A 23,130-nucleotide genomic window follows, 5' to 3' on the forward strand; every position below is an offset into this window, starting at 1 on the left:
TACTATTTTAGTCTTCTCTACTGAACTAAACTTTCTAACCTTTTTTCTTCCCATTTCATAAACTCGTTTGTGAAACAATAAAACTAATACAATACGAAACAAAGTATCTAATTTTCTGTCCAGTTTTTTCGGTCCACTATACTATAGTTTTTATAATAATTTTTTCAAAAATCTGTTCTGTTTCTTGCATAAATCCTATCTCTATAGGAATATAAAATATAGGTAATTGGGCTAATGGTTTGATCCAATCATGCGCTATAAATCTTACATAATCTTTTTCTGTTGTAACAATTGCTTTATCTGTATGACTTAATCCATTAAATACACTGATAATTTTTAATATATCAGCATAAGTGAACCAGTGATGATCTGGAAAAATCAGCTGTGTAATCTTATGTCCATTCGTTTCTAAATAATTCCGTAAGGGTAGGGGGGTTGCAATACCAGTAACCAGTAGTAGCACAATGGGCAATCTATCTGCTTTTTGATCACCTATCATGATAGGATTATGGTAGATGATATATGTAAAAAAAATCGGTATGGCTTTGGTATAATATGGTTGTATAGAGGCTTTTATGGCTTCCATTTTTAATGGGCTAAGATTTTGTGGACTTTTGGTTACCAATACTATATCAGCACGTGATGCGCCTTTACGTGGCTCACGTAATCCACCCAATGGTAGTAGATGGTCCCTAAAAAAAGGTTGATGAAAAGTAGTCAGTAAAATATTTAGGTGGGGCATTAGGCAAAGCTGTTGAAAAGCATCATCTAAAAGAATTACTTCGATATCTGGCTTATATTCCATAATTTTGTCTATCCCTTTGGTTCTGTTTTCGCAAACTGCAATAACCACATTAGGGTTCTCTACAAAATATGTATATAGAAGATAAGGCTCATCACCTGCTGTTAAAGCAGAGTCTAGTCCATTGATTACTTTAAAGCCTACCGATTTGCGCTTATAGCCTCTACTAAGCACCGCTACGATTTGGTACTTAGCAAGCAATTTGACCAAATAGATTGTCAAAGGTGTTTTACCGGTACCACCTACTGATAGATTGCCTATACTGATCACTTTGGGCTTTTTATAAAAAAAAGTTTTTTTAATTTTTTTGTTGTATAAAAAATGACGTAGTGCAACCATTCTTCCATACCCCCAACGCACTATCTGCAACCATAGTGAAAACATAAATTATATATTACTAATAGAAATGATGGACTATAATACCCTACAACGGATGTGTGTTACACAAGTAAGGGTATTTTTCTTATATTAAAGTCTTCTTTAACTAAATTTTAATTGATTCGCATTATATATTTAAACACCTTAATGACTACAAAAGCACCGAGATATAGCCCTACTGCTGTTACCATATCTGATGTGATAAACTACCTGAAGCAAAACGTGCAGTTGCAAGGCCAGCATGGTATGGCCAGGTCTGGTGTTGTAGTTGGTGATACAGATAATATAGTAACGGGCATATTGATTGCCCTAGATATAACGGAAGCGTTATTGGATGAGGCTGTTGAAAATAAGTGTAATTTTATAATAGTAAATCAGTCTTTTTTTACCCAACCATTGGCTAAAATTACCCCAGAAAGTTATGCTGGGGGATGTATTATTAAAGCCATAAAGTATAAACTTACTATTTATATTTTTAGTACTAATTTAGACCATCTCGGTCAGGGAGCTAGCCATCGAATCGCCCATTTAATTGAGTTACAAGAAACCTACCCCATCATTCTTCAGAAAGTAAGTATGTATAGGCTTACTACCTTTCTCTTGCCCCATGCAGCGAAACATTTAATTCAATCTTTATGCCAAGTAGGAGCTGTATTGGCTACTGAACAGCTAACCGCTGTTGCGGTTAATGATCACCCTGTACTAGGAGTAGAAGCTGTATCCTATTTTCCTGCTCAGTCAGGATTAGAATTTTTACAAGAAAGCCAGCTTACTTTTATGGTACCTATGTTTTGTAAAGAAAGAATTATGCAAACTTTACTTAATGTTCATCCTTATAAAAAGGTCACCTATTATTTAGAGCAGGTAGAAGTAATTGTAAACAATAGAGGGAGTGGCGTATTGGGTAGTTTGCCTATAGAGTTACCAGATAAATATTTTTTAAAGTATATTAAAACAAAGTTGAATTTATCCTATCTTCAACATACAAGTTATTTTGACCGGCCTATTAAAACAGTGGCGGTTTATGCGGGCAGTGGTAGTGGGTTATTACAAGAAGTACTTAACAAAAAAATAGATGCCTTTATTACAACCGGCCTACAATATGAACAATTTTTAGAAGCCAATGGTAAAACATTACTGATTGACATAGGTCATCATGCGACTCGATTGGGTCTTAAAAAATTGATACTTGCATTATTATCAAAAGAATTTAATAATATTGCAATACTACGCTCTAAGACTATTACCAATCCTATTCACCACATTAACGATTAGCTAATGGATAAAAATATTGCAATTAAATTAAAAAAATTGTCTGAGATTCAGGATGTTGATACAAATCTTAATAATATTTTGAAGCTTAGAGGTACCCTTCCAGAAGAGGTATCTGAATTAGAAGCACAGATAGAGGCATTGTGTGCAACTATAGAAGAGCGTGCATCACTTTTGAGTAAACTAAAAGAGGAGGTAGTACATAAAAAGGCATTTATCAAGCAAGTTGAAAAAAAGCTCCAGCAGTATGAAGCGCAGCAAATGGAAGTGAGAAATAATAGAGAATATGACGCCATTACCAAAGAACTTGACTTGCATAGATTGGATATGCAACTTGCAGAAAAATTTCTACGTAATGCTTATGGAAACATAGAGCAACACCAAGCTAATTTAGAAGATTTTTCGAAACTTTTAGAATCAAAAAAATCTGATTTAGTTTTGAAAAAAGAAGAACTTAAAATAATTTTAAAAGCAAGTGAAAGGGAAGAGCAAGCATTGCTTCAGACACGAAAAGAAATTATAGTTGTTCTAGGTGACCCTTTGTATCTTACCTATGAAAGGATTAGAAAAAATGTACCTAATAATTTGGCAGTAGTCCCTATTAAAAAAGGGGCGTGTGGGGGATGTTGTATAGTGATTCCTCCTCAACAAAAAATAGGTGTCTATGACCGGAATAAAATAGTACTTTGTGAACATTGTGGTAGAATGTTAATTGCTTTGGAACAGCCTGTTGATGCATTATTATTCGTTGGCTAAGCCATAAGTGCGCATTCTACATTACTGAGGTGCTGTAATGTAACAAAAACAATTAAACTTGTTATTTTAGGTTGGGACCATTAAGATCAAAAATTTATGGCAGAAGAATTATATTCACCTGAGGAGTTAAGGTTTTTTGAAAAGATTCTTTTAGAAAAATTAGAAAAAGCCAACCATGAACTCCAAGTATTGGAGAAAGTTTTGAGTCGACAAGAAGCGGGCCTAGAGGTTGCTGGTAAACCATTTGAAGAAAATGCAGAGGTGATAGAGACAGAAAATGTAGGTCAATTGGCTGAGCGTCAGCAAAAGTTTATAAAACAAATTGAACTTGCTATTCAACGCATTAAAAGTGGTACCTATGGTGTTTGTGTTTTAACAGGTAAAGTTATAGACAAAGAACGTTTAAAGGTAGTCCCTCATACCATGTATGCAGTGGACGCAAAATTAAATGCAAAAAAATAATCCTTAGGTTGTACGTTTTATCATGCTCTATGGACAGTTTTTCTATATAGCTCTTCTGCAGTGTCTTTAATACGGTTAAACAAATTTATTAGTAATGCTGGTCTTTGTGCAAGAAGGGAGGCAGATCAACGCATTAAGTCAGGTGATGTAACGGTTAATGGTGCAGTTGTACAGCAGTTAGGTATAAAAATACCAATTGATGCAGTAGTTACGTACAAAGGTATTCCTTTGCGTCCAGAAAAACTAAAGTATATACTTTTGAATAAACCAAGGGGATATGTTACTACACTACAAGATCCTGAAGGTCGAAGGAAAGTTTTAGATCTGATTAGTAAACGGTATTGTGCCGAACGCATCTATCCCGTTGGTCGGCTAGATTATGATACTACAGGGCTATTACTCCTAACCAATGACGGAGATTTGGCCTGGAAGTTGTCGCATCCTGCCAGTAAAGTTAAGAAGTTTTATCATGTAGTATTGAATAGGGCGATACAAGTTGAGGATTTACGTGCCGTTCAACAAGGCCTTTTACTAGAAGATGGCTTTGTCAAAGTAGATCAAGTCTCTATAGTAGAAGCAGATCCAACTCAAATAGGTATAGCCATTCATATGGGTAAAAATCGCATTATTAGAAGAATTTTTAGCCATTTAGGTTATTTGGTCTATCAATTAGATAGGGTAGGTTATGCCCATCTTACTAAACAGCATATACCTCGTGGCAAGTGGATCTTTTTGCAGGATAAAGAGCTGTTTAAACTTAAAAGTTTGGTATAGATAAGTCACTTGTTTTAAAGTTTAGCGCTATAAATGCACTATATTGATGTTATCTTTAGCCTTGCTTATATATAGGAGCGTTAGAATTTGCATGTTGCCATCTTAGTTGTAAGCTATCGTTTTGTCATAAACTACAGTGGCATGCTATCCAATTCTGTACGGTTCAATAGAAATATTTTCACCTGAGCGAAAGCCTCTCTTCATAAAACGGTTTCGTTTTTTTCTAGCTCTATGCGCACATTTAAACCACCCAAACCCATTATATTATTGATACTTGATGGTTGGGGCCATTCAACAGAAGTTCGTTATAATGCTATTGCAGGTGCAAAAACGCCATATTGGGATTATTTAATGGAGGCCTATCCCCATACATTATTGGATGCGTCTGGTGCTTCAGTAGGACTACCAGAAGGTCAAGTAGGTAATTCCGAAGTGGGTCATTTGACCATTGGCACAGGTCGTGTCCTAGACCAAGATTTGACACGTTTGAATAAAGCGATTGAAACAGGCGATTTTTTTACCAACAAAGTATTTTTATCTGCCTTAACTAAGGCAAATAATAGTGGGGCATCTGTTCATATAGTAGGACTTTTATCAGCTGGTGGGGTCCACAGCCATGAAAAACATATATACGCTTTGTTAGCGTTGTGTGGAAAAATGGCTGTGCAAAACTGCTATATTCATGTTATGCTGGATGGACGTGATACACCACCTATTAGTGGCGTAACTTCCATCCAACATTTGCAAATGCAATGTAAACAAATAGGGATAGGTCAAATTGCTTCGCTTACTGGCCGATATTATGGAATGGATCGAGACCATCGTTGGGAGCGTACGGAAGCTGCTTATAATTGTATCGTAACAGGTCAAGCAGCCTATAATGCTTCAACCCCTTTAAGCGGTTTAGAAGCAGCTTATGCGCGCGGTGAAACAGATGAATTTGTACAGCCTACTTGTATTTGTCCATTAGATAGGCCACCTATAACGATTGATTCGGGAGATGTTGTTTTTTTTATGAATTTTAGATCAGATCGTGTAAGGCAACTTAGTCGTGCTTTAGTGGATCCTAATTTTTCAAACTTTAAACGTACAATTTATCCTCATTTAGCTGATTTTGTTTCATTGACATCATACGCAGCTGATATTCCTAGTCGCATAGCTTTTCCCCCTTTATCTATACAAAATGGCTTAGGGGCTTGTCTGGAAAAAGCCGGTTTAACGCAGTTGCGTATAGCAGAAACAGAAAAATATGCCCATGTGACTTTCTTTTTTAATGGAGGCGTTGAACGCCCTTTTCCCAATGAAAGCCGTCTACTTATTCCTTCTAAAAAGGTAGCTACCTATGATCTAGTGCCTGAGATGCGTATGGTAGAAATTACCGATCAAATGGTTCGAGCCATTGAACAAAAGGTTTATGATGTCATTATTTGCAACTTTGCAAGTCCTGATATGTTGGGTCATACAGGTAATCAATTGGCTACAGAAGCAGGTATTACAATTGTTGATAAATGTCTTGCTAAAATTATTGCTGCATTAAAGCAGAAGGGGGGTGAAGCGATTATTACAGCTGATCATGGTAATGCAGAATGTATGTATGATCCCAAAATACAACAGCCCCATACTGCCCATACCATCGCAGCTGTTCCATTGATTTACGTTGGTAAGCCAGCTAAACTAGCTAACGCTGGCACATTAGCCGATGTAGCGCCAACCTTGTTGTCCTTATTAGGGTTATCACCATCTAAAGAAATGAGTGGAAAAAATTTACTTCAATGGGTTGTGTGAAACAGATGCAGTAGTACCATTACTATAATGGTATATTTTGTTTTTTTATAAATCATCTAGTCATTTATGTACACAGATAGGTCTAATCCATCTAACCTAGTAGCCAATGAGAGCGCCCAAACAGCCATTTTAATAACGCTTGTTACATTCCATCAGCCTCTAGCTAAAACAGAATCATACCTTACAGAATTGGCCTTTTTGGCAGGTACTTCCGGATTAAAAATTGTTAAAAATTTTATGCAAAGGTTAGAGCATCCAAATCGTGCTACTTTTGTAGGTAAGGGTAAAGTAAAAGAAATAGCTGCTTTTATAAAAGCAGAAAAGGTTAGGTTCGCTATTTTTGATGATGCGCTTACGCCGTCACAACTACGCAATCTAGAAAGATTACTATCTTGTCAGATATTAGATAGAAGTTTGTTGATCTTTAATATATTTTCCATGCGTGCCCAAACCAAACAAGCTAGAACACAAGTCGCATTGGCATACCATCAATATTTATTACCAAGACTTACCAGAATGTGGACCCACCTTACCAATCAGAAAGGAGGTAGTGCAGGTATGCGTGGCCCTGGCGAAAAAGAATTAGAAACGGATAAAAGAATGATTCAATATAAAATTACCCAATTGCGTAAAAAATTGGCCACTATTGCGCAACAATGTACTACCAGACGAAAGGCGCGTATTGATTTGGTTCGGGTGGCATTGGTAGGGTATACAAATGTAGGAAAATCTACTTTAATGAAGTTATTATCTAAGTCGGATGTCTTAACGGACGATAAATTATTTGCTACAGTCGACGCTACTGTACGTAAGGTAGTATTAAATCAGAACTTTTTTTTACTAACTGATACAGTCGGATTTATTCGTAAACTACCCCACACGCTGGTGGAGTGTTTTAAGTCTACATTAGAAGAAATTAAAGAAGCTGATTTACTGTTGCATATAGTAGATGGATCACATGATGGTTTTCAAGAGCAAATACATATAGTTGATCAAACCCTAGCAGAAATAGGTGCAGCACACCTACCAAGAATTTTAGTATTCAATAAGATGGACATGATGTCCCAAAGTAAGAAAGTTATACTAAGGGTTACGCAAGCAATGGATACACCAATAGAAGTTGCGCTCAGAACAGGATTATATAGTCATACTGTTGATGGTTATCCTGCCGTTTTTATATCTGCCACGAAACAGCTACATATAGATCTTTTAAAGGAAACGATCACAAAACAAATAGAGCAAATTCAAGCAAGAAAATATATAAAAGCTAGCTCTATTGGCTCTGTGGTTGATATTGAATAAGCCTTTTTCTTCTCTTAAATTTTAGCTATAGATCGATTTTATCCCTTATAAAAATACAATCCATATGGCTAGCTGATCATTTCTTCAGGAATTTTCTCCAGCGTTTTGTACCAAGCCTTTAATATACTGGATTAAATCGGTTAATATTGAGTGCGCATAAAGAACTGTTTCACCGTGGTTTACAAATAAATCAGGATCTATAGCAATTAAGTTTCTGGCATGAAGTAGCCCTTTATAGATTTTTCTTTTTATTGGGGGATGGTTGGACCCAACTATAGGTAGGTATTTATGCTCTAAATTTTTTGTATCTAAGGGTATTAGGGTATGTACATTTTCTTCCTTCCATAATTGACTAGCTAGTGGAATCAAAGTATCATGTTTTGTCCCTTTTTTACCACTAACAAATAGTGTGTAGGCGTCATTTAATTGGGCTATTGCCTCCTGATCCTTGTCTGTTTTGATATCGGTGTTGAATAAGGATAGCAAATCATTCTGATAGGTACCGATCAGTAAACAAGGTATGTCAACGTTGTCTTGTAAAAACATATATATGCTTTTTAGACATCTGCTATTGGGGGCTATATCTTTTAAACCATTTACAGGCGCCCAGCTTAGACGAGCAAGTGTGTATACCCATGCTGCTATCATGCTGATCCTTTTGATTCTAGCTAGTGGATAATCTATAAGCTGCAATCCAGCTACTGCATCGGATATAAATTGCTGCATATCCTTACGGGTGCGCTCAAGTAGCGGTGTACCCACTTAGTGGGTCGCATGTAAGGGTAAAATGAATGGCCTTCCACTTAGTATATTCAGTCTGAGATTATACAGACAGTTTCCCTAAGGTAACAAGCCAATTTACACACGTTTAGACCTATAATCCATATGATAATGATAGGAAGACAGTAGGAAATCTTTGTGACACCGGATTAATTTCAAGTTTATCCACTGAAACATTTGCGGGCTGCCTTGTTGATCTATAGATTGTAGGAGAGATTTTAGTCCGCTGTTCTACAGGTTTGGTTGCATGATAAAGATTATGCTTTCCCAAATTTTGTTTGGTGCAATCATTTCCTGCAAGCGGTTTTAGGTTCATCTGGGTGTGTGCGTACACACGGAATGTAAAAGCAAAACGGCAAAGGGTGCTACTATGATCTAAACTAGATGGATTGACTCTATTTTTTGCACATATAAGCGAATAGTGTTATAAGTACCTATCTGATAATAATAATAAACATGATATAATCAGCTTGGTATGTGCTTGTTGGATTAAATAGACTTTGTCCATTGCGGATCTGATGGCCATTACGTAACCATTTCCTCAAAATCTGTGTTTACTTAAAAATTCTGTTATCAAGGCTATAGCGTCTTTGTTTTGAAACAGCGTTTTGCCATATTGCACTTTGTAATCAGATAAAATTACCATCAGATTCCAACAATGGAGTTGCTCCTTAGCAACATAGGTTGCTACATTGTTTGCATAAACAGGATCATTACCAGAATCGGCAATATTCTCAAAGCTAGATCCTCTACATAGTTGACTTTTTATGGAGAGTAAAATATCATGTGCTCCATCTTTCTGTTTAGTAGCCAATAATGCATAGTGTTGATTTAGTTCCTGTACTTGGTTCTCATAGGCTGATTCATAATCAAAATGTTCAGACAGATTAGAAAGGTAACCGCCTATAAGGAGTATAGGAATTTCGTGGTTTTCTTTGTCATTCTTATTTTCACGTATGAATTTTTTGATACGTGCAATGCATGTACTATCGCTACGCATATCGCTTAACCCTTTGAAGAAAAATTTAGTAAATTTATTGATACAAAACCCGTTAAGTAACCAAGCGGCTAGCTGCATATTGACTTGTGAACTGTCTGGATGGCCTATAGCATTTAATCCTGGTTTTGCCTTTGTTGTAAACGCCTTTACATCAGCTACGTTATTGTCAAGTGCTTCTGTGCCATACAGTGGTGCATGCGCAGTAATTACAGCGGTAATGTTAAAATCGTTGCTATGGTTGGCTGCCAATATACACCCCACTAAACCACCCTGGCTATAGCCAAATATACTGATCTGTAAATCCTGAAGTGCTTCTTCATCATATTGCGGATAGGTATTACGTACTGTTTTTTTTATTTCTTCAGCAACTTGTTTGCTTTGCGTCTCAATGGATAGATAGGCCGATTTTAGCCCTTCTCTACATTTTGGCTGAATGATTAAAATATCTTCTTTAAATGCTTCGGCTGCTGCTTCCTTTATCTTATCATTTTCAGAGGAATCCATGTTAAGACCATGTAACAATACCAGGATAAATTTAGGCAAAGGCGGTATTATTGCGGAATCATTCCGCTCGGTTGTAGCAGAATTTAGATTGGGTTGTCTTTGTTTGGTTGAACAGCTCCTCATTTCCATTCGATGCTGTTGCTGACAGCTAGCCAATGTGTAAGCTACCATCCAATAAAGGTATTTTTTGATAGGGTATGTTAGCATAGCTTGCATCAAAAATGACTTAGGTGATGGATTGGTTTAGACCCAACCCACCAATATATTAAGTCATTTAAATAAATTTTCCCAAATCTTCTTATCGAATTGCAGTATTATTTAGGTAGTATTTGAGAATACTACGGATTCTTTCTGGTAACAAACAAGAATGGGCTGGTCTTTGGTCACTTTTCCAGATAGTAATGCTTTAGATAAACCATTAAGTATAATGCGCTGCATCAATCGTTTTAGCGGTCTTGCACCAAACTGCAAGCTATATCCTTCTTCTGCTAGGTAGTCTATAAGTGGCTCATCCATCTGAATGACTATGCCATTCTTTTGTAGGTCTGCTTTAAGCTTCTCTACCTGAATATGGACTACATCCTTAATAATCCCTTTAGAAAGGGGATTAAACATGATGATTTCATCGATACGATTTAAAAACTCTGGACGCATTTGGGTTTGCAGCAATTGTAGGACCGCTGTCTTGGTCTCTTCCAAGCTTTCTTTAGAAGGCAAATCTTCAATACCAGCAAACGCACTTTGAATAAGATGTGCACCTACATTACTGGTCATAATGATAATGGTATTTCTAAAATTTGCCGTTCTTCCCTTATTATCCGTTAGTCTACCATCATCCAATACTTGCAATAGAATATTAAAGACATCGGGATGTGCTTTTTCTATTTCATCCAATAAAACTACGGAGTAGGGTTTGGTACGTACCGCTTCTGTAAGTTGCCCTCCTTCATCGTATCCTATGTAGCCTGGTGGCGCACCAATCAACCGACTAACTGCATGTTTTTCCTGGTATTCTGACATATCTATACGAATCATAGCCTGCTCATCGTTGAATAAAAATTGTGCCAGTGCTTTAGCCAGTTCAGTTTTACCTACACCAGTAGTACCTAAAAAAATAAAAGAACCAATAGGCTTACGAGGATCTTGTAATTCAGCACGGCTTCTACGTACTGCTTCAGCAATGACCTGAATAGCTTCTACTTGACCGGCGACGCTTTGGGCTAGGACAGCCTCTAACTGTAGTAGTTTTTCGCGTTCATCTTGTAGCATTTTAGAAACAGGAATACCGGTCCTTTGCGCTATAATTTCAGCAATATCCTCTTGCGTGACTTCTTCTTTAAAAAGTGGGCTAGTCTCACGAAGTGCTTCTATCTTTTCTTGTAAAGTTTTGAGTTTTTTTTCTGCTTCTATAAGCTTTCCATATCGAATTTCTGCAACCTTACCATAGTCAAAATTTCGCTCAGCTTGTTCAGCATCCAAACGCAGCTGTTCAATTTGTTTTTTCTGCGTACGGACACCCTCCACAATAGACTTATCATTTTCCCATTTTGCTTTGAGGGTTTGCTTTTTTTCATTTAGCTCCTCAATGCTTTTAGACAATTCTTCTAACTTTGCAGTGTCTTTTTCTTTTCGAATTGCCTCTCTTTCAATTTCTAATTCCGTAATTTTTCGTTGTATCTGGTCTAAGTCTACAGGAACAGCATCCAAATCAATCCGCTTTTTAGCAGCTGCTTCATCCATTACATCTATCGCTTTATCAGGCAGAAAACCTGGTAAATAACGGTCAGATAGGCGCACAGTTCCGATCACTGCATTGTCTTTAATGTGCACACCATGATGGAGCTCATATTTGGGCTTTATGCCTCGTATAATAGAAACTGCATGTTCTTGGCTGGGTTCGTCTACCATTACGACTTGAAACCTTCTTTCTAGCGCTTTGTCTTTCTCTATATACTTTTGGTATTCCTTTAGCGTAGTGGCACCAATAGCATGTAGTTCCCCACGCGCAAGCGCTGGTTTAAGTAGATTCGCTGCATCCATGGCCCCTTCTCCAGAGGCACCTGCCCCAATAAGCATGTGGATTTCATCGATAAAAAGAATAAACTCCCCGTCGGAATCCACGACTTCTTTAATGACAGCTTTAAGCCGTTCTTCAAACTCGCCTTTGTATTTGGCGCCAGCAATCAAAAGACCTAGGTCTAATGCAAAAATAATCTTAGATTTGATATTTTCAGGGACGTCACCAGCTACAATTCTTTGCGCCAATCCTTCTACAATAGCTGTTTTACCTACACCTGGCTCTCCAATCAATAGAGGATTACTTTTCGTTCTACGTGAAATAATTTGTACCGTTCTTCGAGATTCTTCATCACGCCCAATCACTGGATCTATTTTGCCTTCTTTAACCAATTGATTTAAGTTTTTTGCGTAACGTTCCAATGATCTATACTTAGACTCTGCACTAGGGTCGGTAACCTTATGGGTACCCCGTAAGGCTTGAATCGCTTGTAGCAACGGAGCTTCTGCTATGCCGTGCTTTTTCATTAATGTTGCCGTTTGATCTTTACCCGAACAAAGACTTAAAAGTAAATGGTCTACTGCTACAAAGTCATCGCCTAATTTTTTCTTGTAACTTTCTGCTTCACGAAAGGTAACATCCATATTGGGTGATAAATAAGGCTGCTGACCAGATGCTTTTGGATAGGTTTGGATGAGTTTATCTAATGCTTCTTCTAAAGGCGTTAAGGCAACTTGAAGTTGCTTGGTAAGAAAGGTAACATGTGTTTCATTGCTGATTAAAATGGCCTTCAGTAAGTGACCATTTTCGATCGTAAGTTGTTGGTTTTTTTCCGCTACTGCTATAGCGCTTTGTATCGCTTCTTGCGCTTTAATAGTATATTTTCTAGGGTCCATAATGTTTGTTATTTATCATTATTTAACGCTTTGCTGTTAAATATAGCATTTTTTTGTAAAAGGGTTCAGACTATTGATCTATCTATACTGGATAACATTTGATGGTACAAAGTAACCACTATACTACAGATGCAACGTTTTGCATCTGTCTATGGAAAGTGTATGAGATAGATAGACAGCCTATTCTACAACCGTTTGTATCCTGCAGATTTTTCCCTAATTTCCTCTAAAATTATTGCTGTGGTAAGGCATATGCAGAGCAATTAATTTTTTCTCCATAGTCAAAAATTTAAAGCATGCGTAGATACTTTATTTTTTTTTATTCTATTGGTTCATAACGGTTCTATAGCTTTTTCTTCATCATTACGCCATTTGGTTGCTTTTGATGATTATGTAAATGCAATCTACCAGCGTCAAAATTTTACGGAAGAAGCAGATTTTGAATCCATCAAAGAAAGGCTTCAAGAAGCCTATGCTGCCCCATTAGACTTAAATAAGGCAACAGAAGCATCATTGGATGCATTAGGTATTTTATCTAAAAATCAAATAAAAAATTATTTTACCCATCTAGCGATTACAGGTCCATTGTATTCCAAATATGAACTACAGGCCATTCCTGATTTTGATTTAGTGACTATAGCTTTGCTATTGCCTTTTGTTTATGTAGCAGAAACGTACCATTTACCCTATCATTGCTTGAAAAGCAGTACAAGCAAATCCAACTATTTTTTATTTCGTTATATGCCTGCATTGCGCTCAAGGGATTTTAACCAGTCTTCAACCTTAGGCAATTTAGATAGCTATACTGTTCAATTTTTATTTGATCATCAAAACGATATAACATGGGGTATCACCGCTAGAAAACAAGCAGGGGAATCTTTTTGTTGGGATCATGCTACCTATCGCTATGGATTTAATCTATGGTCCATCTTTGTAATGGTAAAGCATAAAAAGTATATAAAACGAATGGTAGTTGGTGATTACCAAATAGGACATGGACAGGGTTTGTTATTAAGTGCAGGCTATACCCACAAAGGAGATGCGATCAGTTCGGTCATTCGTTCTAATCATATCGGCATTCGTCCCTATAAGGGCATTAGACGTGTTGGATTACGGGGGGTAGCCATCACATCCGATGTAGGCGTTATGGAGTTAACGGGATTCTATAGCAACCATAACTTAGATGCTGCCCTACAGTTAAATGGCCAACAGAAGGGTTATACCCATCGGATAGACTGCATCGGTAAGTATGATACCACCTATAACTTAGCAAAAAAAGGTATGGTAAATGAACAGGTCCTTGGATGCACCATACGGAAGCAGTGTCATAGGAATCAAACAGAGGTGGGAATGAATCTGCTTTATAACCATTACGATATACCGGTTGTGCTAAAAGACGAAGCAACTGTTTCCTATTTATTGCAAAACCAACTTGGGCTTAGTGTATTCTATCGTTTGCTATGGAAAAACTGGATAGGATTCGGAGAGCTAGGGTTTAGTTTTCCAAATGCAATTGGGTCTAAAAAGTCAAAAGCATTGATTATAGGATGTATTATAAGTTTTTCCCGTTATATAGATCTGTCTGGTACAGTATATTACTATGGGAAAAGATGGTACACGCCGTATGGCAATGCTTTTAAACATTATAGTACAGACCACGGAAATGAAAAAGGGGGGTATGTCTGTTTGCAGTTTACCCCTCTATCTAGCTGGAAACTAACAACAAGCAGTCACTTTTTTACCATATTATGTCCTAAACCACAGCTAAAAGTAGTCAGTATCGGCCATTGTTTTACCATGCGTTCTAATTATGTATTGAATCGCTCAACTATATTACTGGTACAGCATAAGCTATATCACCATCCGCGCAATAAGCCTAAAGGAGCAGATCGATCAGGTGGCATAGAAGTTCAGCGAGCGATCCAAAATAGTTTTAAATGTAGGGTAGACCACAAGCTTACCGATTATTGGTGGAGCAACTTGGAAGTACAATATATCCATTATACTTTTTTAGGAAACCCCCATCATGGCTATGCGCTATCTAGTAGACAAAAATGGAAAAGAAATAAATGGCAATTTACTTGTAAATCCGTTTTATTTAAAACACAAAGCTATAGTACTAGATTATATTTTTATCTCCCTAATCCATTATATAGTGGTACACAATTTCGTTCCTATTGTGGCCATGGTATGGCTATTACTTGGTTGGTTTGTTGGAGGCCGATCGACGTAGTTCGGCTAGAGATGCAATATACTTTTATATATGTATTTGATAATATAAATAAAACAGAATCAGTACATAAATGTTTACCTACTAGAAGTAAGCACAATGGCTCCATCCAAATTCTAATAAACTTTTGACCCAGTATACTATCTAAAACTTTAGGTAAGCGGAAGCACTAATAAAAATCAATTGTAGACCAGACAAAATCTATGAGAACCTTAACCCATCAACCTTTTTTAGCACAAGTCATCCACCATTTGCATCGGTCCAATAGGAAGCAGCAATCACTTTTAATATTTCCTACCCAACTATCTATTGATTATTTTCAATCTCTGTTCAATAAAAAAAGGGAACAAAAAAGTGTTACTTGTTTAACCTTGCATCAGTTGATAATGATGCATAGTAGCATCAAGCCATTACCTATTTTAAGCTTGCTCAGTAGGTTATATAGATTAGCCGAACAGGTTTTAAATAGGCAAGAATCTTTTGAGCAATTTTATGGTTGGGGGCTTACTCTTTTACAAGATTTTAATGGTATAGATACCCACCTTTTAAATGATAGTGCCTTGTGGGCATCCTTTATCCAGCAAAAAAAAAATACCATTGATACTTTTGTAGACCAGAATCTATTGGGATCTCTTCAAAAGGCTAGGACTTTATCACTATTTCAACAAAAAGGAGAGCTGTTTGTTGGCCAGCAATTCCCCTTATTGTATCAATCCTTTAGGGAAAGTTTAATAGAAAAACAAGAAGGATATGAAGGTTTATGTTATAGAATGGCACAACCATTACCGAAGCTAATCGCTACTTATCAGGAACTCATCTTTATTGGCTTTAATCTCTTAACAGCTGTTGAAGAGCAGTTTATTCAGCAATGTAAGGCAATCGCTTCTACTACTTTTTTCTGGGATGTTGACGCCCATTATTTAGAGCATCCAAATAATATAGCGGGGCATTATTTGCGCCAGCATAGAGCAAAAAAATGGTTTCAGAAAAGTTTTCCAACTGCTACTTATTTGAATGATCCTGGTAAAAAAGTTTGGCTTATAGAAGCTTCTAGTATGGTCGCACAGGTGCAAGCAGTAGTGACAGCTTTACAAAAAAAAACGAATAAGGGGCTACCCAAGTTTCCAGCCAGCCAAACTGCCATAGTAGTAAGTGGTAGCGATTTACTTATACCTTTGTTAGATCAGCTTTCTAAGCTATCTATTCCCTTACATTGTAAATTGGCGTACCCATTTAGCGCTACGCTTATATATACTTTATTAGAGCAATTGGTAAAGCTTTGGGAAGCTACTATGGAAGGGACGCAGCTGGAAAGCTATATAGCTAATCTTTTGACGCTATGTTATCCATTTGTGAAAGACATGACGCAATCGGGACTGGCTATAGGCCATCCCTTTTCAAATGATCCATCTTATCAATCGGAAGCCTCTGATCTATGGTTGAACAAAGCGCATAAAGACCTTTTATCCTACCTTAAGGCAGGGTTAGCTTATATAGATCACTATTTTATAGAGACAGATGCTCTTTTCTTAGCCCTGAATAAAACGGCACTAACTCATCTACTGAAATATATTGATGGCCTAGCAGCAGAAATGGATAGCTGTTCTGTTGCTTTTTTATTAAATCGTCTAAAAGAAAGTAAAATATGCTTTCATCAAAATCATCCTATAACAGGACTCTATATTGTGGAAGTTGCTGGATCCTATAACCTAGATTTTGAACATATTTTTTTTCTGAATATGAATGAAGGGTCCTTTCCTAAACCGATGCATTATGATTCTTTTATACCGTATGACCTGCGTTATACCTTTGGACTGTCATTTTTAGATAAAGTAGCAGAAAACAGCACAGCTTATGGATTTTATAGATTATTGCAGCGCGCCCAAAATATCTATTGTCACTATGTCCAAAAAAATAGTTTAGATACTTCTAGTGAAATGAGTCGACTGTTAATGCAGTTGATCTTTGATAGTAAGTTAAAAATTATACAGTCTGATCATTCCATCCATTCGCGTACTAGATCAATTCCTGTTATATCTATTCAAAAAGATGATGGAGTAATGCAGTTATTAAATAAGTTTATGGTCAAAGAGTCATCAGCTGCTGCCTCTAGTTTAACACCTTCTGCATTGATTGCTTATTTATCTTGTCCACTTCAATTTTATTTTATCTATTTGCTTCAATTAAAGCAGCGCGTATGGCCCAAGGATGGCAGAGAGGCTGTACAGTTGGGTACATTGTTTCATCGTGTTATGGAACGGTGTTACCAACCTTTTGTAGGTGTACAGATGGATAAAGAAATGGTCATGCAACTAGCGTCAAATATAAAAATAAAGCTAAAAGAAGTTATAGATGCGCAACGGACTGAACTAAGTGCGCCTATGTTACTTCATGCACTACTAGAAAAGCTCTTAGTCCGTATGCTGGACTCAGATCGTTCGGATGCACCATTTACTATTTTGGGCGTTGAGGTAGCCATTAAGCAACCCATCTTATTGAACCTAGATATAGTACGCAAGGTTTGGTTAAGTGGTGTGATAGATCGTATAGATAGATCCAACCACTTCATTCGTATTATAGACTATAAGACCGGCTTATCCAATTATAAAATAGCCAGTATAGCTAGCTTATTTGATCCTGCTCAGATTAAAAAAAATAAAGCTATATTTCAAACTTTCTTATACGCTTGGCTCTTTAAATCACTACATGGGGTGCATAGTACACAACAGGTTATGCCTTATATGATTCATATTCGTTCGCTTTTTTTATCTGATTATAAACCTGGTATATTCATTCAACAATCGGATAATGGTAAAAAGTATCAACAGATAGAAGATATTATGGAATATGCACAGCCATTTGAAGAGGCATTAAAGGCGTTGCTCTTGGAAATTTTTAATCCTGCTATACCTTTTGTACAAACACAAGATCTTGAAATATGTGCCTATTGCCCATACGTGCGCATTTGTCAAAGGGATGTAGTGGCCTAAAAAAACCGCACAAACGGTTCTGTCGCATCTGTAGATACCTGTTTTTTAGCTCCGATTAATTGTCCTTTTTGAATGATTCTAATATTTTCTACTCCTTATTTTGGAAGGTTTTGATACAAATCAACTCAAAAACCGCTTATTTAATAATATAAATTTAAGAATTTTTATACTGATTAACAAATAATTATATAGTATTTTAGGGTCGACTAATTAATATCTAAGTATAGTTTAGTAGATTTGTATCTAATAAGTGTTATTATCTAACAAATAAATAAAAAGTTAGAACAATTAGCAATTAGCGAGATATACGTTCTATTTTTAATAGCATTAGCTATAGCTTTATACCATTTGTACTATGAAAAATTACATAAATTATCTGTGTTTTAGGTATAGATTTAATTGTCTGTTCGTATTATTTTTTATTTATTTAGGAAATAATTTTTACTTGTTTGCCACTAATCAAGCGCATAAAGCCCAATCTTTAATTGAGCAAAAAAAAGAAGCAATAGTTCGGCTTTATGAGCGGAAGCGTTATGCTAAAGCCAATGCGCAGATCGAATTGCTTTTACCTATGTTAAAAAATAGAAAAGACCGCTCAAAATTTGAATTGTATCAGGCCTATGGTAATTTTTATACAAAAAAATATCTGGTTAGTTCCAATCAGTTTCATTTGTTTGTAAAGCAGTATCCTACTTTTCCACAGGTAGAAGAAGCTCTTTTTATGAAAGGGTATAGCTTAGGTTATGAAGATGTAGATATACGTCTAGACCAAACCGTTACTTATGATGCCATACGTTCCTTAGAGCACTATTTAGGAGTTTATCCAACTGGACTTTATCGAAGCAAGGCTTTAGATATGTTGCAAACTTTGCAAGCTCGTCTTATGAAAAAAAGTTTCCAAGCTGCTGCACTATATGTTCAGTTGGGCTACTATAATGCAGCTATTGTAGAACTTAAAAACTTTCAGCAGGTTTATTCAGATACTTCTTGTAAGGAGCAAGTACGTCGGCTTCTAGCAAAGTGTTATGAGCAATTAGCTATGCAACAACCATTTAATCTAGCAAAGAAGTAACCAATTATGAGTTATTCCTTTGTGGAGGCGCTAGTGGCCTATATAAATGACAAAAAAGATAATGCAGAAAGCAAAATTCTAATAGATAAAAAATTTGTTTTTAACCAACGATATTTACAACTATGAGCTTAAATAAAAAAGTATATGTAACCCCTAAAGACATCCATAAATTAACTGCCCTTACTGGTAATATTTATGAAAGTACCGTTATCATTACCAAGCGTGCCAAACAGGTTGCTATGAACAGGAAGAGTGAGTTGGACCTTAAATTAGAAGATTTTATGTCTATTGCAGAGGAAAAAGATAGTATAGATGCCCAGCGACAATATGAGATTACCCAGCATTATGAAAAGCTTCCTAAACCTGTGATAGAGGCTACTTCAGAATTTTTAGAGGGTGCTATTGCCTTTCACTATATTCATGTATAACTAGCGTGAGCCTTTAAATCATTTTGTGTAAGTGCCATTTTTTAAGAGAATTTTCCTACTAGGCCAAAAGTTAGAAGCCTATAGCTGGAATAGCAATATCAAAAGTAATCAAGATACTGAAACCTATTGACGACCCTATCTTTTGGATAGGAGCAAATGATTAGGCCGAAGCGCAAGCGAACACAGAAGTAGCCTCTCTAAGTATATAGGTAAAAATCTATAGATAGGGCATGCAATAATCCAAATAGGTCGTTGCTGAGTTCCACACGGTATAGGGTAGAAAAAGTTGGAATGGTGATTTGGGCTTCACGATCTATAATGGATACTTTTACAAAAGATTTACCTGGATAGCGTTTGATGCAAGCTTCCAATTCGTTCACCAGCTGTTGGTTGATATGCTCTTCCATCAGCTTTAAATGAATGCCTTTCGCCATTTTTTCACGCATCTCTTCTAATAGGTTAATCGTTCGGGGCTTAAAGCTTTGCATCTCTTGGTTGCCATAACGTATCGCTACATGTCCAGTAAGGAAAAGTAATTTCCCAACTTCTAATAGATGCTTGTATTTTAAATAATCTTCCCCAAAAAGTGCAAAATGTAACGATCCATGGTAATCATCTAATGTGGCTAGGGCAAAAGCATTTCCTTTACCATTTTGCTTAATCGTAGAGGCAGTAAGTATACCCGCTATGGTGACAGTTTTTCGACTAGCAGCTAGTATATTTTGTGTAGTTACATTGCAAAAGCTTTCTATATCTATTTTAAATGGATCTAGTGGATGACCAGAAATATAAAAACCAACTAGTTCTTTCTCTATACGCAGCTGTTCCAATGGATCATAAGGCCCACAATCAACGGGTTCTGGCCTTTTAACTTGACTATAGCCACTAGCTGCAAAAAGCGACTGCGCAGCTTCTATCTGTTCTTTTTGTATACGATTGCGGTATTGGATCAATTTTTCTATAAAACTGCTACCCGATGATTCATAGAGATATTGTCTTCTATGTAATCCCTTAAAGCTGTCAAAAGCACCCGATAAAGCAAGCGATTCCATGGTTTTCTTATTCAGGCTTTTAAGATGAATGGATTCAACAAAATCAAAAATATCTTTAAAAGCCCCTTTCTCTCTTCTTGCTGCTATAATAGAGGTGACCGCTGCCTCGCCTGCTCCTTTGATTGCGCCTAGCCCAAATCTTATTTCTTTATCAAGACCTGCACTAAAATTGACTTGGCTGGCATTTATATCAGGGCCCAATACAGCCAGTCCTTGCTGGCGACTCTCTTCCATAAAAAAAGCAATTTTTTCAATATCACCCTGGTTATGGGTTAATACAGCGGCCATATATTCGGTAGGGTAGTGGGCCTTTAGATAAGCCGTTTGATAGGCAATTAGGGAGTAGGCTGCTGCATGCGAACGATTAAAACCATATTGTGCAAACTTTTCCATAATGTCAAAAACATGCAATGCTTTTTCTTTAGGGATTCTATGTTTTTGAGCCGCTCCAGTTATGAAAATATCACGCTGTTTGGCCATTTCTGTTGCATTTTTTTTCCCCATAGCTTTGCGTAGCAAATCTGCACTACCTAGGGTATAACCCGCCATCGCTTGTGCGGTTTGTATGATTTGTTCTTGGTAAATCATAATGCCATAAGTGGGCTTTAAAATAGTTTCCAAAAGTGGATGAGGGTACTCAATAGCTTCTTTACCATGTTTGCGGGCAATAAAATTAGGAATAAACTGCATAGGGCCTGGTCTATAAAGGGAATTCATCGCAATCAGCTCTTCCATCGTAGTGGGTTTCAGTTTAATCAACCATTGACGCATCCCTTCTGACTCAAATTGAAAAGTCCCTTTTGTATTACCGGATTGGTATAGTTTAAAAGTAATCGGGTCGTCTAATGGAATTAGATCTATATCTATAGAAATGGCTCTATTTTGTTGGATCAATTGCAATGTATCTTTAATAATACTAAGCGTTTTTAAGCCTAAAAAATCCATCTTCAACATACCGATTCCTTCAAGTACCGATCCATCATATTGGGTAACTAATAAATCAGAATTTTTATCTGTTTTTACTGGGATATATTCTACAATATCATGGGGTGCTATGATGATTCCTGCTGCATGAATACCTGTATGGCGGACCAACCCTTCTAATTTTTCTGCTAAATCCAATACTTTACCCTCTGGTGTGGTAAGGGCTTTCTTAAGCTCGGCCAGTTCTTTTACTTCTTCAAAAGCTTCTGATAAGGTAATCCCTAGTTTATCAGGTATCAACTTGGTCATATAGTTGGCTCGTGCCAAAGGTACTCCCAACACACGGGCTACATCCCGTATAGCAGATTTAGCTGCCATACTACCAAAGGTAATAATGGAGGCTACTTGGTTTCTACCATATTTTTGAAGGACGTAATCAATTACTTTCTTACGTCCTTCATCATCAAAATCTACGTCTATATCAGGCATAGAAACCCGTTCTGGATTCAAAAAACGTTCAAAAAGCAGATTATAGCGTATGGGATCTATTTTGGTAATGCCGATGCAAAAAGCCACTAGGGAGCCTGCTACCGATCCTCGACCTGGCCCTACAACAACGCCTAATTGTACAGCCGCCTGAATAAAGTCTTGTACAATTAGAAAATAGCCAGCAAAACCGGTCTGGGCAATAATGGCCAATTCATAGTTGAGTCTGTGCTCTACCTCTAGAGGAATGCTCCCATACTTGGCACGCGCTCCGGAAAAAGTCAAATGGCTTAGATAGAGATTGGTATCTGAAAATCCACTCGGGAGTTTAAAAATAGGGAGCAGCACATCACGTGTTAAGGAAACAGTTTCTACTTTTTCTACCAAAGCTAAGGTATTGGTAAGAGCCTCTGGTAGATCTGCAAAAACCGAGGCCATTGCTTCTGGTGACTTTAAAAAAAATTGATCGTTGTTAAAACGCATCCGATTGGGATCGTTGTAATCTTTTCCTGTCTGTAAGCAGAGCAATACATCTTGTGCAAGACTATCCTGTTGCGCAACATAATGGACATCGTTGGTGGCAATGACTTTTACATTGTATTTTTTAGCCCAACGGAGCAATACGGGATTACAAATTTCTTGTTCCTTGATGCCATGTCTTTGTAGCTCTATGTAGTAATCTTCACCAAATAGTGCAACCCATTCTAAAAAAAGTTTTTCTGCCGCTGCTTCACCATGACGTATAATGGTTTTAGGAATCTCTGCACTTAAACAACAGGTAGTGGCGATTAAACCTTCTTTATACTGTTTGAGTAAAGCTTTATCAATACGTGGTTTATAGTAATAGCCTTCTAAAAAACCTAGGGAGCATAATTTGGTAATATTTTGATAACCTATTGCATTTTTAGCCAGCAACAACTGGTGGTAACGGGTTTTGTCTTTATGGTTGTGCCGATCAGGTGCCATATAAAACTCACATCCTATAATGGGTTTTATACCTTCCTTAGCAGCTGTAGCTACAAAATGGGGGACCCCAAACATATTCCCATGGTCGGTAATGGCCAATGCATCCATTCCCAATTGTTTATTGGCAGCTATTAAACGTGTGACCTTAGCGGCCCCATCCAATAAAGAATATTCTGTATGACAATGTAAATGGCAAAAGTTAGGCATGGTGGTATGACATTGTATAGATGCCCTTCTAAGGGCTGTTTATAGAA

The 23,130-nt window shown here is 37.0% G+C and carries 15 protein-coding genes; 10 read left to right on the top strand and 5 right to left on the bottom strand.

What is annotated here, in order from left to right:
* Positions 1-136: 136 nt before the first annotated feature.
* On the bottom strand, positions 137-1,186 hold the full coding sequence (gene lpxK, locus ACRRVD_RS00005; RefSeq protein ID WP_432461142.1) for a tetraacyldisaccharide 4'-kinase: 1,050 nt from the start codon (positions 1,184-1,186) through the stop codon (positions 137-139).
* 141 nt (positions 1,187-1,327) lie between these two features.
* On the opposite strand from lpxK, the gene ACRRVD_RS00010 reads away from it, so the two are divergent.
* The 6 genes from ACRRVD_RS00010 to hflX all read left to right on the top strand — a co-directional run bounded on the left by ACRRVD_RS00010 (position 1,328) and on the right by hflX (position 7,531).
* Positions 1,328-2,455 (top strand): Nif3-like dinuclear metal center hexameric protein, encoded by a 1,128-nt coding sequence (locus ACRRVD_RS00010; RefSeq protein ID WP_432461143.1) that lies wholly within the window; start codon positions 1,328-1,330, stop codon positions 2,453-2,455.
* A 3-nt stretch (positions 2,456-2,458) separates the two neighbouring features.
* Positions 2,459-3,208, top strand: a complete 750-nt coding sequence (locus ACRRVD_RS00015; RefSeq protein ID WP_432461144.1) for a zinc ribbon domain-containing protein — start codon at positions 2,459-2,461, stop codon at positions 3,206-3,208.
* A 96-nt stretch (positions 3,209-3,304) separates the two neighbouring features.
* Positions 3,305-3,670, top strand: a complete 366-nt coding sequence (locus ACRRVD_RS00020) for a TraR/DksA family transcriptional regulator (protein ID WP_432461146.1) — start codon at positions 3,305-3,307, stop codon at positions 3,668-3,670.
* A gap of 60 nt (positions 3,671-3,730) precedes the next feature.
* Positions 3,731-4,444: a pseudouridine synthase gene (locus ACRRVD_RS00025; protein WP_432461147.1), complete on the top strand. Its 714-nt coding sequence runs from the start codon at positions 3,731-3,733 to the stop codon at positions 4,442-4,444.
* A 231-nt stretch (positions 4,445-4,675) separates the two neighbouring features.
* Entirely contained in the window at positions 4,676-6,229 is a 1,554-nt protein-coding gene (gene gpmI / locus ACRRVD_RS00030; RefSeq protein WP_432461148.1) for a 2,3-bisphosphoglycerate-independent phosphoglycerate mutase, read from the top strand.
* Positions 6,230-6,295: 66 nt separating this feature from the next.
* The gene (gene hflX, locus ACRRVD_RS00035; RefSeq protein ID WP_432461149.1) at positions 6,296-7,531 is read left to right on the top strand and encodes a GTPase HflX; all 1,236 of its coding nucleotides are present in this window, start codon (positions 6,296-6,298) and stop codon (positions 7,529-7,531) included.
* Between the two features lie 84 nt (positions 7,532-7,615).
* On the opposite strand, the gene ACRRVD_RS00040 is transcribed toward hflX, so the two are convergent.
* The 3 genes from ACRRVD_RS00040 to ACRRVD_RS00050 all read right to left on the bottom strand — a co-directional run bounded on the left by ACRRVD_RS00040 (position 7,616) and on the right by ACRRVD_RS00050 (position 12,728).
* A complete protein-coding gene (locus tag ACRRVD_RS00040) occupies positions 7,616-8,257 on the bottom strand; it encodes a hypothetical protein (protein WP_432461150.1) in 642 nt (213 codons plus the stop codon).
* 595 nt (positions 8,258-8,852) lie between these two features.
* Entirely contained in the window at positions 8,853-10,022 is a 1,170-nt protein-coding gene (locus tag ACRRVD_RS00045) for an alpha/beta hydrolase (protein ID WP_432461151.1), read from the bottom strand.
* A gap of 111 nt (positions 10,023-10,133) precedes the next feature.
* Entirely contained in the window at positions 10,134-12,728 is a 2,595-nt protein-coding gene (locus ACRRVD_RS00050) for an ATP-dependent Clp protease ATP-binding subunit (RefSeq protein ID WP_432461152.1), read from the bottom strand.
* Between the two features lie 327 nt (positions 12,729-13,055).
* Here ACRRVD_RS00050 and ACRRVD_RS00055 point away from each other — a divergent pair, with 327 nt between their 5' ends.
* The 4 genes from ACRRVD_RS00055 (at position 13,056) to ACRRVD_RS00070 (ending at position 19,448) form a co-directional block, all read left to right on the top strand.
* Complete coding sequence (locus ACRRVD_RS00055; RefSeq protein ID WP_432461153.1) at positions 13,056-15,089, top strand: hypothetical protein; 2,034 nt, start codon at positions 13,056-13,058, stop codon at positions 15,087-15,089.
* Between the two features lie 72 nt (positions 15,090-15,161).
* A complete protein-coding gene (locus tag ACRRVD_RS00060; RefSeq protein ID WP_432461154.1) occupies positions 15,162-17,948 on the top strand; it encodes a PD-(D/E)XK nuclease family protein in 2,787 nt (928 codons plus the stop codon).
* A gap of 445 nt (positions 17,949-18,393) precedes the next feature.
* Entirely contained in the window at positions 18,394-19,020 is a 627-nt protein-coding gene (locus ACRRVD_RS00065; protein WP_432461155.1) for an outer membrane protein assembly factor BamD, read from the top strand.
* Between the two features lie 122 nt (positions 19,021-19,142).
* Positions 19,143-19,448 carry a DNA-directed RNA polymerase subunit omega gene (locus tag ACRRVD_RS00070; protein WP_432461156.1) on the top strand — a complete coding sequence of 102 codons (306 nt, stop codon included), beginning with the start codon at positions 19,143-19,145 and terminating at the stop codon, positions 19,446-19,448.
* Between the two features lie 197 nt (positions 19,449-19,645).
* On the opposite strand, the gene dnaE is transcribed toward ACRRVD_RS00070, so the two are convergent.
* Positions 19,646-23,083, bottom strand: coding sequence for a DNA polymerase III subunit alpha (gene dnaE, locus ACRRVD_RS00075; protein WP_432461157.1), 3,438 nt, complete (start codon positions 23,081-23,083; stop codon positions 19,646-19,648).
* Positions 23,084-23,130 lie beyond the last annotated feature (47 nt).

The organism is Candidatus Cardinium hertigii, from assembly GCF_050864915.1.
Lineage (GTDB): Bacteria > Bacteroidota > Bacteroidia > Cytophagales > Amoebophilaceae > Cardinium > Cardinium hertigii_D.

Excerpts from the sequence above, each read along its gene's own strand:
- lpxK (WP_432461142.1), bottom strand. The coding sequence starts at position 1,186 with ATGTTTTCACTATGGTTGCAGATAGTGCGTTGGGGGTATGGAAGAATG.
- ACRRVD_RS00010 (WP_432461143.1), top strand. The coding sequence starts at position 1,328 with ATGACTACAAAAGCACCGAGATATAGCCCTACTGCTGTTACCATATCT.
- ACRRVD_RS00015 (WP_432461144.1), top strand. The coding sequence starts at position 2,459 with ATGGATAAAAATATTGCAATTAAATTAAAAAAATTGTCTGAGATTCAG.
- ACRRVD_RS00020 (WP_432461146.1), top strand. The coding sequence starts at position 3,305 with ATGGCAGAAGAATTATATTCACCTGAGGAGTTAAGGTTTTTTGAAAAG.
- gpmI (WP_432461148.1), top strand. The coding sequence starts at position 4,676 with ATGCGCACATTTAAACCACCCAAACCCATTATATTATTGATACTTGAT.
- hflX (WP_432461149.1), top strand. The coding sequence starts at position 6,296 with ATGTACACAGATAGGTCTAATCCATCTAACCTAGTAGCCAATGAGAGC.
- ACRRVD_RS00040 (WP_432461150.1), bottom strand. The coding sequence starts at position 8,257 with ATGCAGCAATTTATATCCGATGCAGTAGCTGGATTGCAGCTTATAGAT.
- ACRRVD_RS00045 (WP_432461151.1), bottom strand. The coding sequence starts at position 10,022 with ATGCTAACATACCCTATCAAAAAATACCTTTATTGGATGGTAGCTTAC.
- ACRRVD_RS00050 (WP_432461152.1), bottom strand. The coding sequence starts at position 12,728 with ATGGACCCTAGAAAATATACTATTAAAGCGCAAGAAGCGATACAAAGC.
- ACRRVD_RS00060 (WP_432461154.1), top strand. The coding sequence starts at position 15,162 with ATGAGAACCTTAACCCATCAACCTTTTTTAGCACAAGTCATCCACCAT.
- ACRRVD_RS00070 (WP_432461156.1), top strand. The coding sequence starts at position 19,143 with ATGAGCTTAAATAAAAAAGTATATGTAACCCCTAAAGACATCCATAAA.
- dnaE (WP_432461157.1), bottom strand. The coding sequence starts at position 23,083 with ATGCCTAACTTTTGCCATTTACATTGTCATACAGAATATTCTTTATTG.